This window comes from Chitinophaga sp. (assembly GCF_039596155.1).
Lineage (GTDB): Bacteria > Bacteroidota > Bacteroidia > Chitinophagales > Chitinophagaceae > Chitinophaga.
The window spans coordinates 62,959-78,168 of sequence record NZ_JBCNKF010000003.1 but is presented as its reverse complement, the minus strand read 5'-3'; the positions used below and the strand labels follow the sequence as shown (position 1 = coordinate 78,168).

Annotated in this window: 7 protein-coding genes; all 7 read right to left on the bottom strand. The window is 45.9% G+C overall.

Annotated elements, in window-relative coordinates:
- Positions 1–116: 116 nt before the first annotated feature.
- The gene (gene aspS / locus ABDW33_RS03980) at positions 117–1,862 is read right to left on the bottom strand and encodes an aspartate--tRNA ligase (protein WP_343688774.1); all 1,746 of its coding nucleotides are present in this window, start codon (positions 1,860–1,862) and stop codon (positions 117–119) included.
- Positions 1,863–1,957: 95 nt separating this feature from the next.
- Positions 1,958–3,019, bottom strand: a complete 1,062-nt coding sequence (locus tag ABDW33_RS03975; RefSeq protein ID WP_343688773.1) for an FAD-binding oxidoreductase — start codon at positions 3,017–3,019, stop codon at positions 1,958–1,960.
- A gap of 64 nt (positions 3,020–3,083) precedes the next feature.
- Entirely contained in the window at positions 3,084–5,414 is a 2,331-nt protein-coding gene (locus ABDW33_RS03970; protein WP_343688772.1) for an ABC transporter permease, read from the bottom strand.
- Positions 5,415–5,418: 4 nt separating this feature from the next.
- Positions 5,419–6,759, bottom strand: a complete 1,341-nt coding sequence (locus ABDW33_RS03965; RefSeq protein ID WP_343688771.1) for an alpha/beta hydrolase-fold protein — start codon at positions 6,757–6,759, stop codon at positions 5,419–5,421.
- Positions 6,760–6,999: 240 nt separating this feature from the next.
- Positions 7,000–13,125: an alpha-2-macroglobulin family protein gene (locus ABDW33_RS03960; protein ID WP_343688770.1), complete on the bottom strand. Its 6,126-nt coding sequence runs from the start codon at positions 13,123–13,125 to the stop codon at positions 7,000–7,002.
- A 260-nt stretch (positions 13,126–13,385) separates the two neighbouring features.
- Positions 13,386–14,267, bottom strand: a complete 882-nt coding sequence (sucD, locus tag ABDW33_RS03955) for a succinate--CoA ligase subunit alpha (protein ID WP_343688769.1) — start codon at positions 14,265–14,267, stop codon at positions 13,386–13,388.
- A 132-nt stretch (positions 14,268–14,399) separates the two neighbouring features.
- Positions 14,400–15,203, bottom strand: coding sequence for an ATP-binding cassette domain-containing protein (locus tag ABDW33_RS03950; RefSeq protein WP_343688768.1), 804 nt, complete (start codon positions 15,201–15,203; stop codon positions 14,400–14,402).
- Between the last annotated feature and the right edge of the window lie 7 nt (positions 15,204–15,210).

Here is a 15,210-nt window from a genome sequence, read left to right as displayed (position 1 = left end):
AGTAAATATTGTGCCTCCGTTAGTTTGCGGAAATCCCCCTTGAAACCGCATTTTCACAGTATCAAGGGGGATTTCAGTTGCTTAAATGCATGCTGCCATTGGCAAATACCATGCCATTACTTCAGGGCGATCTGCAGTTCGTCCAGTTGCTTCTGGTCGATTGCACTCGGTGCATCCAGCATCACATCGCGACCCGAGTTGTTCTTCGGGAAGGCGATAAAGTCACGGATGCTCTCACTACCACCCAGTAAAGCACAAAGCCTGTCAAAGCCCCATGCCATACCACCATGTGGCGGTGCGCCATATTCGAAAGCTCCCAGCAGGAAGCCGAACTTATGATTGAATTCTTCTTCGTCCATGCCCAGCGCTGCAAACATCTTTTCCTGCAGGTCACGCTGGAAGATACGGATTGAGCCACCACCTACTTCTGTACCGTTCAGTACGATATCGTATGCGTTGGCCTTGATATCAGCATATTTAGACAAATCGTTCATCCAGCTGATCTGTTCCGGCTTCGGAGATGTAAACGGATGGTGCTTAGCTACCCAGCGTTTATCTTCCTCGTCATATTCAAAGAGCGGGAAGTCTACCACCCACAACGGCGCATATACATCTTTATTGCGCAGGCCCAGGCGTTCACCCATTTCCAGGCGCAGTTCGCTCATTGCCTTGCGGGTACGCTCTTCCTTGCCAGCCAGCACCAGGATGAGATCTCCAGGTTGTGCACCGGTTTTCTCTGCCCAACCTTTCAGCTTGCTTTCGTCAAAGAACTTATCCACAGAACTTTTGATCGAACCATCTGCTCCATAACGGGCGTAGATCAGTCCGGTCATTCCGATTTGCGGACGCTTTACCCATTCAGTCAGCTCATCCAGCTGCTTGCGGGTGTATTCAGCACAGCCTTTTGCACAGATCGCTACTACCAGCTCTGCTTCGTCAAATACTTTGAAGCCATTGCCTTTTACAGTATCGTTCATGTTCACCAGTTTCATGTCGAAACGGATGTCCGGCTTGTCATTACCATAAAACTCCATTGCATGGTCGTAAGTCATACGAGGAAATGCTTCTTTAAACTCGATGCCTTTGATCTCCTTAAAGATATATTTCAGCATATCCTCAAAGTTGCTCAGGATATCTTCCTGGTCTACGAAGCTCATCTCACAATCGATCTGGGTGAATTCCGGCTGACGGTCAGCACGGAGATCCTCATCTCTGAAGCACTTTACGATCTGGTAATACCTGTCGTAGCCACTTACCATCAGCAGCTGCTTGAAGGTTTGTGGAGACTGTGGAAGCGCATAGAACTCGTTCGGGTTCATACGGCTTGGTACCACGAAGTCGCGGGCGCCCTCTGGTGTAGACTTGATCAGGAAAGGTGTTTCAATATCCATGAAACCCCTGCTGTCCAGGAAGTTACGTGCGGCCCTATTCACACGATAACGCAGCTCCAGGTTCTGACGAACGATGTTTCTGCGCAAATCGAGGTAGCGATATTTCATACGCAGCTCGTCTCCACCATCTGTATCATCCTGGATGGTGAATGGAGGCGTTTGTGCTTTATTGAGGATGGTAAATTTGCCCACAGTGATTTCAATGTCACCGGTAGGGATATTTTTATTTTTATTAGAACGCTCAGTGACGGTACCTTCTACCTGGAGCACGAACTCGCGGCCCAGGGGCTGCTCGTCCAGTTGTGGATTGAGGGCCTCGCCAAACAACAATTGCGTGATACCATAGCGGTCACGCAGATCCACGAAAGTAATGCTTCCGAATTTCCTGACTGTCTGTACCCAACCGGCCAGTGTTACAGGTGTGCCAATGTTTTCCAGTCGTAACTCGCCACAGGTGTGCGTTCTGTACATATACTATACCTTATGTGTTGCTCTTAAATATCTTTTCAACCGACCCGGCAGTTTTCCGGGTAGGTCGGCAAAGATAACGTTTGCTGCCAGCATTTCTAACCTTTGTACCTGTTAAAAAACCGTTTAATATCGGTTTCCTGCCACAGTGGGGCATTACGCAGCAAATGAGCCGTCATTTGGGCCGCCATGGCAGGTGCCAGGCTGGAGCCTTTGGTGCCCAGGCCATTAAATAAACCAAGAGACGGCATTTCAGGGTGCATTCCCAACATCGGCCGGCGATCTGTGCCACTGGGCCGTACTGCCGCCTGGTGATCCAGTACCTCATAAGGTACCTTTAATAACTGCTGAAGCCCGCTTTCCAGAAAAGCCCGCTTTTCAGCAGTAGGGTTTTCATCCGGGTAATCCCAGGCAAATGTTGCACCTACCCAGTAGATGTCGCGCTGCCCTGGCACCGGTACCATAGATATACTTCTTTTTACAATGTCTGCTGTTTCAAACCCCGGCACCCTTACTGTCAGCACCTCTCCCTTGTTCAACAGGAAAGGGATTGTACTGAACCAGGGATTGTGAGGCGTCTGGGCCCCATCACAGAAAATGAGCGCCCGGGCATGGATGTCGCCATATGTCACGCTGGTTGACTTCGCCTGTAGTTTCGAATGCTGGAACCGTTCTTCCAGCAGGGAATGATGCTTTTTCAGGTATTCTCTCCAGATCGGCAGCAACTGTTGCAACAATACAGTTCCCCCCCTAATAATAGCAGCACCAAAAGGCTGGTCCAGCCACTGATCATAATGGGCAATGGCCGCGTCTGACGGCAGTCGCATATAGTCCAACCCTGTCGTTCTGTCAAAGAACGCCGTTCTCAGCTGCTCTGATGGCAATACCGTCCACAGATCCCTTTCCTTGTATACAGGTAAACCCAGCAATCCTTCCATCTCACGATAGGTGCGTAAGGCAACCGGGTAGATTTCATCATACAACCATGCCACGGTAAAACGTCTGCCCGATACCGGGTTCACCACACCTGCTGCCACACGGGAAGAACTATTTTCCTTGTACTCGTCTATAACGAGTACAGAAGCTCCAGCCTGCATCAGGCTGTAACTTAGCATCGTACCTGCGATGCCCTGACCGACTACCAGATAATCTACATTCATTTGATATGCAAAATAATGCGAAAATCTGTAGAGACGGATGATAACGGTCAATGGAATAAATGACTTATTCTGCCCGCAGACTCTTCACAGGATTCATGAGCGCCGCCTTAATTGATTGAAAACTAATGGTCACTAAAGAAATGATCATCGCCGTCATACCCGCCACCATGAATACCCACCAATGGATATCTACCCTGTAAGCATACTGTTGCAGCCAGGTTGACATGGCATACCATGCCAGCGGAAATGCGAGTAACACAGCAATACCCACAAGTTTCAAAAAGTCTTTGGATAACAATGTCATGATACTTCCCACGCTCGCACCCAATACCTTGCGAATACCCACTTCCCGTGTACGGCGCTCTGCCATATAGGTAGCCAGTCCAAATAATCCCATACAGGAAATGATGATTGCGATAATGGCAAATACTGTTGACAATCTATTTACCAGCATTTCACTGTTAAAAAGACTGTTAAACTGATCTTCCAGCAGCACGTAATCAAACGGATAGGCAGGATTATCTTTTACCATCACCGCTCCTATTTTGCTTAATGCCCGCTCATGAAGTACATCCGCCTTCATACGGACGTAAAGGATATTGCTGGCTTCAGGGAAACAAAAGAATACCAGCGGATCGGGCGAACCATACATATTGCCATACATGTAATCCTTCACCACCCCTACAATCGTGAAGTGACGCTCATTACCTGCCATGTCCCATGGTATTTTCAATTCCTTGCCAATAACACTGCCACTACTTATGAGCTTTGCCAATGATGCTGTGATCACCACACTTCCACTGTCTCCCTCACGGAAATCTCTTCCTTCCTTTATCTGCATCTTCATGGTCGACAGGTATTCCGCACTGATAAAGCGGGTTGAAATCAGTACTTTTTGTGTTGCTGGCTTTCCCTCCCAGAATATTTCATCCGTATTATTACCGCCATCGATCACCGGGTGATCTGCCATCGCCACACTTTCTACTACACCGGTATTCATCAGGTCCTGCCTGATCGAAGGATAGCTTTTCACGACATTCGATGTAATATTCATACCCACTATATTACTTCTGTCAAACCCCATATTCCGTCCTTTCACATGACTGATCTGCTGATAGATGATGATTGTACTGATGATCAATACAATCGATATTGTAAACTGCAGGATCACCAATCCTTTCCTGATCCAGGCAGCACTGCCGGAAGTACGCTTACTCCCTTTTAACACCGCCACCGGATTGAAAGAAGAAAGATATAATGCAGGATAACTACCCGCCACCAATCCACAAATGAGTATAATGCCTGCCAGTACTCCAATATGCAAGGGTTTAAGAATATGCATTTCCAATTCTTTCCCTAACATCAGGTTACAATAGGGCAATAAAGTCCAGATGAGTACCACCGCCAATACACATGCAATAGCCGATGTGAGCATGGCTTCTCCCATAAACCGTAGTATCAGTCCCTCTTTGGAAGCACCCATTACTTTTCTGACACCCACTTCTTTTGCTCGTTTTTCGCTACTGGCCGTAGCAAGATTCATAAAGTTGATGCATGCAATAAAGAGTATGATCCATGCAATCAACGTAAACATTCTCACATACTGGATCCTGCCACCAGCAGGCTTCCCGTTATCAAAATTACCATAGAGGCGCCACCTGTTCATGCTAAACAAAAAGATATGATTCAGTGCAGATGGTGCATGCCGCTGCACAAAATTATACAACTGCTTATTGATCGCCTCCACATTTGCATTGGGTGCCAGCTCTACTACCGTGGTCAATGAATTGGAACCCCAATTTGCCAGGTAAGGATTGGCCTTTTCCATTATTTCAAATGGCGCTATCCACTCCGGTTTAAAGGTGACATTCGAAGGCCAGTCTTTGACTACCCCACTCACTACATACACTTCCTTTTTATCCATCATCAGCGTTTTCCCGATCACATTTTTTTCATCCCCAAAGCACTTCTTTGCCATCTTTTCTGTGATCACGATGGAATGCAGTTCTTTAAAAGTACCACCTGCTACAAATGGTATAGTCAACATATCAAAGACAGCGGGATCAGCATACCGGCCATCGGAATATACAGACTGATCTCCATGACTCATCAATGCAGGAGCAGCACCCTCCGTCATACGGAAAGCATTCACTACACCCGGTATGTCAGTTTTCATAGCAGGTGCCAATGGGCCTGCCGATGACCAGAATGTAGGCATATAACTATCATATTGCCAGTTGGACAACACCGCGTATAATCGGTCCTTCTTCTGATTCACGCTATCAAATTGTACTTCATCTTCTACCCACAAAAAGATGACACCGGCACAGACAATACCGATAGCTAATCCGAAAATGTTGAGGATGCTGTACTTTTTAAGGAAACGCTTGATCATAACTTTATTTATAGTGGTATAGCGCTGTAGCCGGCACTGGTCCTGAATCAGGACTTGTCGGCGCCACCCATTCTATACCGGGTGCAGAACCTTTGTAAGTCACTTTTAATGGATAATAACCTTTCTGTAACGGCACGATAAAACTCTGTTTATCGAAAGCCACATTGCCAATTGAAATATTTATACTGTCTTCTGTATTGACAAAGAAGATGTAATAACCATCTGTATCGATTTTAATGCCACCACTCAGTTGCCCCTGCAATGTATCCAGTCCACCAGCTTTCGCCTTCTTAGGCAGTGATACAGCCGGCAATGTATTGCCTACTTTAAAAGTACCGCGCACAGTATCACTGTATTCATCTCTCACACAAACAGACTTGATCACAAACTGCTCAGTGATAGTGAGATCCAGCTTACCGGTTATGCGTGGAGAAGCTGATGTTGGTACCGTTCCATCTGTAGTATAATGCCAGTCAGATCTTTCATCAGGCCAGATGTAAAGAGGAAATGATTTATCCTTCAGCACAATCCCCGTCATCGGATGGTATCTTGGCGGATCAGTTGTATATCCTGCCCAGGTAAATTTCAACCCATCGAATACGGTTTTAAAGATCATACTATTATGCGTTTCTCCTGCATAAGGCGTTACCTTCCAATGTAGTGATGCCGGCGCTTTTGCCTTAAAAATGGAATCCAGCTGACAGACACCCATCTCACGTAATGCGGCTCCTTCTCTGCCGGTGATGTACAGTGATGCATGTACATTGCTCATACCCGCCAGTTTATCGCCAGTTTCTTTGAGCAGTATACCATTGTCCCACCACATAGCCGGGTCAGAAATCAGGTACGACTGGAACAACAGCGGATCCTGCAGAAAAACATACATCCCGAACAAACCAGCCAGCGAAGAGCCCACATATACCCTGTTGTCAGCTCGTGCAGGGTATTTTTTCTCAATGTAAGGCATCAGTTCAGTCTTCATAAATGCGAGGAATTTATCGGCGCCACCTGAGCGGGGATTGCCCGGCAAACGGCTGGGTGTAAAGTCCCGGTCACGAAATCCCATATGCTTCATGCTGACTACAATACATGGAGGTATAAACTGGATCTGTACGAAACGTTGCATGTGTGCAACAATGTCATTATTCCACTCGCCATCCGTCACATAGATCACTTCATATTTTTTCCCGGAAGCGGGATCATAATCATCTGGTAATTCGACCTCTATCTGACGCTCTTCTTTCAGATTGTCAGAGTACAGGGAGTCTTTGATGACCTTCATCTGCTGCGCGGTAGCATTGACCGTCAGCAGTATGACAAGGATAATACAGATAGTTTGCTTCATGACCGGAAATCTTGGTGTGGACTAAAAAAGTGCCACATTGTGATGAAATTGATTCTCAACAGTTTAGACAATCCTGGTATTTAAATATTGTCCGATTTTGATACAAGGGATGTTCACTAACGAAAAATGGCTGTCTTTACTTTAATAAAGACAGCCGTGGGGTAAAAAGGTTGCAAATAAAAAATAAAGCTTCCACCCGCAGGCAGAAGCTTTATTTTTTATTTGCTAAGTATGTAACAGTTATTCAGTCACCTTCACACGAATGCCTTCGCTGTGTGCACTAAACTCAGGTGCATACATACATTGTGCTGTACTGATACCATTACTGAAGTTACCGTCGTGGGTGACGAACATGCTGTATTCAAACACATAAGTACCTTTGGGTAAACGGCTAAAGAAGAAGTTAGTAGAAGCATCCTTTGTGCTCTGGTAATAACTTACCCCGTTCTGCCAGCCACTCTGACTAATTACATTGGTAGGCTCAAAACATGCAGCCCGCATGTCTTTCAGGTGTACGTATTCCATATCACGATCTACTTTCATTACAATACGTGCTTTTACCTTATCACCTACTTTCAGCTGATTGCCATCCTGAATAGCGGTCAATACCGGACCATTGTCATTTGTCTTCTCAATAAAGAGTTCTTTCTGCAGCGTCATGGGCGTAGCAGCAGCCGTGATCTTGTCCAGCTGCTCAAAGTATTGCCAGTATATAGCGCCCCATGAAGGCTGACCATTACTACCGGCTACTTTCACTTCTATTTTACCCATTGCTGGTTTTACATCTTCATTGTTGAATTGCTTCTTGAAATAGCCGGTACCCGCTTCTTTCTTTTCTTCCTTCACAGTAGTGTTACCCAACTGGATGGTAACAGCAGGATTTGCAGAGAGCCAGTTGCCACCGCCCAGGAGCATCGCATAACAAGCATCTGCAGTTGCTTTGGTCGTATGCCAGTTGTTGGTTTGTTTATTCTTCAGCAACCATGTCTTCATATCCGCTACAGCAACTGAATCCTGTCCAACTTTGTGGAACGCTTCAATCAGCATAGCCTGTGTTTCGATAGGTGCCTGGTACCACCAGTAACCTGCCGTTACATTCTTCCAGTACATACCCATTTCCTGGTTGTTAGTAGCGTTTTCTTTCAATGAGCGGATGATGTTCTTATCATTCAGCACGATCGCCAGCATTGCCTGGGTATAGGTCGTTTGCTGCAACCAGAATTTCTTAGCCTGTGCCAGGTAGAAGTTGTAAGATTCTTTGTACTTATCTTCCACTGGCTTGTTCAGCAGGCTACGCATGTACAGGTAGTGCGATTCGATGTAACCAATATGCTGCTTGCTCAGGTCTGCTTTATTACGTTTCAGCTCACGATACCAATCATCCATCTTCTTGTCTACATAAGCTAATCCTTTATTCACAATAGCGTCCGCATTCTTATCATTGGTAACACCTACCTGCTGCAGGCGGCCTACCCCAGCCAGGATATACTGCGTAATGAACTGATCTTCCCACATACCATTGAACCATGGGAAAGCACCGTTGGGCAGTTGCTTCTCACGCAGCTGAGACAAAGCTTTTGCCTGTTCAGCACTCATCCTGTTCAAATCGAACAGCAGGGCGATATTCCGTTTCTGTTCAGCTTCGTTCTGTGCAGCCAGTACCCATGGTGTTTCCTGCAACAATACACTTTTCAGCTCTTCATTCTTTTGCAGGTTACTTTGCAGTGCTGCTGTATCAGTAGTCTTCCATTTTTCGAACATGCTTTTTACACCAGGCAGCTTATTCACAATGTGAGTAGCCAGTGCATTGGCATAATAACGATTGAATACCTGTTCGGAACAATCATATGGGAACTCCATCAGGTAAGGCAATGCCTGTACTGCATACCAGGTAGGATTGCCGGTATATTCAACGGTGAGTGCATGTTGCTGTAACGTTTCAGAAGCATCACTCTTCAGTAATTTTTCGAACGTAAATTCTTTTTTACCATCCCCGCGCATAGCCAGTGGCAGTGTCTCTGTGACCAACATCGCATTTGTCAATACCGGTATCGCGTTTTCTTCTCCATCGCTGAACTGACCGGCAGTAGCCACTACGCGGTACAACAGGGTGCTGCTAAATTTGTATGGGATCTCTAACGGGAAAGTAACAGCTGTACTTTGTCCTTTCTGCACCGTAAAGTGCTGTGCAGGATATACATTCTGGAACCAGCCATCTACAGGTTTCATGGTAGTGGCATCAAGCAGTTCAAGACGCGCTTCCCCAGTCAATGCACTGTCAGCCAGGTTACTGATCTTGGCAGAGAAGATGATCTTATCACCTTCCCTCACAAAGCGGGGTGCATTTGGCTGCACCATCAGTGGCTTTTGTGTCATGACACTGCTTTCAGCGTAACCGAATGCAGCATCTTTTGTATGAGCTAGGCTCATAAAGCGCCAACGGGTCAGGGCTTCAGGCACTGTAAAGCTAAAAGTGATATTACCTTTTTCATCGGTGCGCAGGTCCGGGAAGAAGAAAGCAGTTTCATTGAAGTTGGTACGGGGCGCTACTTTTTCCTGTGGTTTTGCCGTTGAACTGTCCTGTGACTGGGCAACAATACCACTGGCTTTTCCAGCCAGCATATCGTTCATAGGCGGAGCGGGTGCGGCTTCGGCCATTACAGCCATCGGAGCTGCTGCCGCTGCCGGCTTTGCTAACTCTTTTTTCGACCTGTCTGCCACGGCACTTCCTCTTAACCTTATATAACGCCCATTATACCCTGCTCCATAACCAGTCACTTTCACGGGTTGTACACCATTCGCATCTCCAAAATCAATCACAGTAATACCATTATCAATCGCATTAAACCAGTTCAGCGCATCATAGGTAACCACACGATTATCATAAGATGATTTATCTGTGATAAAGGTATAAACCGCTGCATCTTCGCGCTTAAAGTTGGTATGCCCATCCCAGGGTGAAAGCTCCGGTGTACCCGGATAAATATTCGGAACAGTCCACTGGTTTGCCCTGAATGCATCCAGCGATGCATCGTACATAGCAGCCAGCAACTCAGCACCTATCTTATCGCGTTTTTCACCTTTGATCGTTACCCGCCACTCTTCTTTTGCACCAGGCAGGATCTTATCACGATGCGACTGAATGGTTACATCCAGTTCTTTATTGCTCCATGGCACAACAATAGTTCTCGCCTCTGTATAAACACGGTTTTCTTTTACAAAGACATATTGCACATTCACATTTCCTCTATCAGCTTCCTTTATATCATATTTCCGGTCAGTCACACCATCATTGATCGTGAACGCATTGTTCGCAGGGTCAGCCTGGTTAGAAACGGTTGTTTCAATAATATGCAGATCCGGTGCAGATGAACCCAGCAGGAAATGAGCAGTTTCACCTGGTTTCATCATGTCTGCATTAGCATAAGACCAGTTGTATACAGGATAGGAAACGGTTTTTGCATTCCCATCCACCAGTTCAAAAGTTTTCTTTTGAATAACTTTCTCGCCAAATTTATCAGTTGTACTTACTTCCAGTTCATACCATCCCGCAGGCAGCGATGTAGCGGCCAACTGCACCTGTGTAGCCGGGTTAGTTCTGAGCTGTTTGTTCACGATGGCATTGCCTCTTTTCCAGGTATTCTGATCATCTTCATCATTGTAAATATCATGCGGAAATGCCTTTTCAAACGCTTCGCGGGAGAGAATAAACTGATCAGGTTTATCCCAGTATCGCTCACGTACCAAGCGACCCGGATGCTGTAATGGTTTCAGCGTAATAGCTACATCAGCAGCTTCAAATACACCATTCAGGTTTTCTGTAGAGATATTTACTTTCTGCAAGTCCTTTGCCACCACACGATCACTCAGTCCAATACCAATTTCCATTGCCTGGTATCCTACACTCACGCGCTGGTTACCTGAACGGGTTTCACCATTTACATCCGTAATATCTGCTTCGATGAAATAAGTAAAGACAGGTTTCTGCGATGCAGCAATATTCAGGTCGGGCAGCGCAGGGAAGTTTACCGCGAAGCTACCATCTGCCGCTGTTTCAGTTGTACCCGTTGCAATCTGTCGTGCAGGACTATAAACCGGCGCTTTTCTGAACATCCACCAGTATGGGAAACGAGCCTGTCTCATCACACGGTAGGTCACCTTTGCACCATCAATATTATTCCCCGCATAAGCCAACGCTTTTCCTTTCACTTTGATGGTATCATTCAGGCGGTAAGTACCATGCAGCGTATCAAATTCCACGTAGAATTTAGGACGCTTGTATTCTTCCACACTAAATGAGATACTGCCTGCATGCTTATCTTCATCAATACGGAATTCGCCATTCAACTGGTTTTCCGGCAACCTGAATTTACCTGAATAAGAACCATATTCATTGGTGGTCATTTCCATTGAATCTACCTGCTGACCGTTACTGCTGATCAGTCGTACGGTAACTTTATAGTTGGGAAGAACATTCCTGTCAGCCGCAACTTTTCCGCGGCCTATTACCAGCCCTTTAAAGTATACCAGCTGGCCCGGACGGTAAATACCCCTGTCCGTAAAGAGGAAGGTCTGGTGATCGGGAGTATCCTGGGTGTTATGATAATAATCGTAGTGGTACACGTAGTTATCATCATCAGGCGCCAGGGTATCAGCATTCATGATCAGCTCATACCTGTTGTTACTGTACTGTGTTTCCGATTTCAACGCTACACCACCATCGTTTTGGGAGACAGCAGACTGAGTCGCCTTGAACTTACCATTGTTCTGTTGGGTATACACGTTGAATTTCACCCCCTGCAACGGCGCACCTGTTTTCCTGTGCAGTATATACAGGTCTTTCCCATTTTTGATATCAAAAGAGGAACGGGCGATGTAACTTAAGTTAGATACATGAATGAACTGCAACGAAATGATATTCTCTTCTTTAGTAAAGGTATTGTTCATACTACCCACCAACATATACAGCCCTAACGGCAACGCATCTATTTTTGCTTCTGCGGTATGTTCACGATAGTCATCTGTACCTGGTAAAGCTACGTCCCACGTACGGTCTGCTTTTTTACCCAGAATGAGGTTCCAGTATTTCTTATTCCGCTCTTCATATCCCTCATTTGATTCCAGCTGTGCTTTTAATTTAGCACGGAAGCTTTCATCGATCTTAGCGATGCGGAAGTACATTTTATTTACATTCTTATAGCTGATCAGGGCACGGAAAGGTTCATCCGGCAGGTTCACCTGTTCGGTGGTCAGCTGCATTGATTTGGACTGAATAGACTGCAACAGGGATTTGCAGTTGGCAGCACCGATAGAAGCAGGAGCCTGTTTGATAGCCTGCTCACATAAAGCAACCGCCTTTTTCATAGCAGCAGACGGTGTCAGGTCTCCATTATTTTCCTTACCATTACCTATTTCACGATAGTAATTTGCCACCAGGTAGATTACCTGTGTTACTTCCTTCTCTCCTGCATAAGCTTGTTGCATGGCCTCCAGCTGTTTGATATACAGCTGTTGTTTGTCAGGCATAACAGCTACGCTGTTCATGTATGCTATGCGTTCCAGGTCTATATCCAGCAGGGCAGTTTTGCTGCCCTGTGAGTGAATGCGAAGCAGGTCCTGTATCAGTAAGAGTGCTTTGTACTGATAATAGGTCGTATCTGGCGTCGCAAAGTGATGACTGGCAAAGGTAGCAGCGGGTGCAAAAGCAGCAGGATCCAGCAGTTCAAACTGTTTGGCCTGCCTGTAATTGAATTCCCCTGATTTGAAATAATCCAGCGCACGGTGGGCGAGCAGGTCGTAAAGTGTAGGACGCAGCTGATCGTTGTTCTCGCCTTTCGTGAGGATGACGGCATAATCTTTCACATTCACTTTCCTGAGCAGGTCAGCATCTTTCAGAGAACTGTTGTAGGCAGCTGCAATTTCCTTATTGAGCCTGTCCAGCGTCCATGTGCTGATGTCAGTGGAAGTATCATTTTCTATAGCGGTACGGCTATAGATTCTACTCCTGTTATTATCCAGGTAGTGATAGAGGAGTTCCGCCCGCATACTTTGCAGGATGGCGCGGATAGTAGGGGTAAACACAACATTTTGTTCATCGACCACCTTGAGGTTATCGTCGGTAGCTGGATTCTCTTCTTTAATGTTTACGTACTTAATGCGAAAGATCAGTGTTTTCAGCAGCTGACCTTCGTTCTTCTGTTGCAGTGCATTCTTATAGATTACATTGACTTCTTCCAGGGCTGATTTGGGGAGGCCTTTGTTATCTAACTCCTGGACTTTCTTCCAGTGGTTGTCATAGTTAAACTGAGCCATGGTACTTGTTGTACTAATGAAAAATAGAATAAAAATAGCTACGATCAGGCGCATGTTTGGATAGCTTTTATATTAAAAACTGATTTAAGACCGGTAGTGACACACTTTGATATTTCAAAGCCCCCTGCAGGCAGACGTTCATATGTCTGAGCGGGAATTATTAAACGTTGTCACTACGGTTTCCGTTACAAATAGGATGCAGATATGGGGTCCTATTCCATAATGGAAGGTAAAGAATATAGGTTAGCGCAAAAAAAATCCTCCTGCTGGCTAAAGCCCGACAGGAGGATAATTATTATACAGTTTCTTTATTATTAAGCTTTTACAGCTTTCAGCACTTCAGCCATCGTTTTACCAATGTTTGCAGGGCTTTCTACTACGTGTACACCGCACTCAGCCATGATCTTCATCTTGGCAGCAGCAGTATCGTCAGCACCACCGATGATTGCACCGGCGTGACCCATACGACGGCCCGGAGGCGCTGTCTGGCCCGCGATGAAACCAACTACTGGTTTAGTACCGTGTTCTTTAATCCATTTTGCAGCATCCGCTTCCATGCTACCACCAATCTCACCAATCATGATGATACCTACAGTTTCAGGATCGTTCATCAGCAGTTCAACCGCCTCTTTGGTAGGTGTACCAATGATTGGGTCGCCACCGATACCGATAGCTGTAGATACGCCCAGACCAGCTTTTACAACCTGGTCAGCAGCTTCGTATGTCAGGGTACCGGATTTGGATACGATACCGATGTTACCTTTTTTGAAGATAAAACCTGGCATGATGCCTACTTTAGCTTCTTCAGCAGTGATTACACCAGGGCAGTTCGGACCGATCAGGCGGGAAGAACGACCTACCAGGAAGTTCTTTGCACGGATCATATCCTGTACAGGAATACCTTCGGTGATACAAACGATCAGTTCAATACCTGCTTCAGCAGCTTCCATAATAGCATCTGCAGCGAAGCCCGGTGGTACAAAAATGATGGATACATTGGCGCCGGTTGCTTGTACGGCATCATTTACCGTATTAAAAACCGGACGATCCAGGTGCTTGGTGCCGCCTTTCCCCGGCGTAACGCCGCCTACTACCTGCGTGCCATACTCTATCATCTGTGTGGCATGGAATGTGCCTTCTGTACCGGTGAAACCCTGTACAATCACTTTGCTGTTCTTATTAACTAAAACACTCATCGCGCTTGGTTTATGTGTTTGTAATGTTATTGGCAAAAATAACCCCCTAATCCCATATTCCCAATCAATAATTTACTGATTGTGGTCGTCTTCACGTTTTTTTAATGTCGGTCGTCATGTTTTGGGGACTTTTTAGTCCTTCTTCAGTTTATTCCGCCAGTCCTTTTCCTGGAACATCTCCATCTGCCTCATCTCCTTTGCATCACGCAGGAAGTCCGATGCAAAAATAAAGTCGTTCAACTTCTCATCCTTACTGAAAATGATGTCTTTATTACTACCTTCCCACTGTTTCCTGCCCTGGTACATATACACAATATGGTCACCACTCTCCATCACCGTATTCATATCGTGTGTATTTATGACCGTGGTCATGTTGAATTCATGCGTAATTTCCTTAATCAGCTTATCGATCAGCAAAGAAGTTTGCGGATCCAGGCCCGAGTTCGGCTCATCGCAAAATAAGTATTTGGGATTCAAAACGATAGCACGTGCAATACCGACCCTTTTCTTCATACCACCACTGATCTCTGCCGGGAATTTCTTAGCAGCGTCCTTTAGCTGTACCCTCTCCAGGCACTCCATCACACGGGCTTTCTTCTCTTTTACAGAGCTTTTGGAGAACATATCGAGCGGGAACATCACGTTCTGCTCTACGGTCATACTATCAAATAGTGCAGAACCCTGAAAAAGCATTCCAATCTGGCGGCGCACATTCTTCCGTTCCTGTTCAGGCATATTGGTAAAGTCCTGTCCATCGTACAGGATCTTCCCCCCGTCTATTTCCATCAGCCCGACCATGCACTTCATCATTACCGTCTTGCCACTACCACTGGAGCCAATGATTAGGTTCACCTTGCCCGTCTCCATGACCGCCGACACATCTGGCAGGATCACCTTTTCTCCGAATGCTTTCTTTATATTAACTAATTCGATCATGTACGCT